The 404-nt window shown below is 78.2% G+C and carries 1 pseudogene; it reads left to right on the forward strand.

Going from position 1 to position 404, the window contains the following annotated elements:
• Positions 1-404 (forward strand): annotated as a pseudogene (locus SACPADRAFT_RS32755) (helix-turn-helix transcriptional regulator); the annotation flags it as partial.

The following is a 404-nucleotide window of genomic DNA, read 5'->3' on the forward strand; positions in this document are numbered from 1 at the left end:
TGCGCAGCTTCGCCGACCGGATCGCGACCCTGCCCGCCGGCACCGGCACCGTCCTGCTGGTCGCGGCCGCCGACGGAACCTGCGACACGGGCACGGTGCTCACCGCCGCGGCGACCTTCGGGGCCACCGTGGACGACCTGCGGCCCGCCGAGCACGCCGGGCTGGTGGCGTTCACCGACACCTGCCTCGGCTTCACCCACCCGCTCGTCCGCACCGCCGCCTACCGGGCGGCCCCGTTCGCCGACCGGATCGCCGCGCACACCGCCCTGGCCGACGTCCTGACCGGCCCGGACGACGCCGACCGGCGCGCGTGGCATCGTGCCGCCGCCACCACCGGCCCCGACGAGGACGTCGCGCGGGCACTCGAACGCTCCGCGGAGCACGCACGTCTGCGGGGCGGGCCC

It is taken from the genome of Saccharomonospora iraqiensis subsp. paurometabolica YIM 90007 (genome assembly GCF_000231035.2).
Taxonomy (GTDB): Bacteria; Actinomycetota; Actinomycetes; order Mycobacteriales; family Pseudonocardiaceae; genus Saccharomonospora; species Saccharomonospora paurometabolica.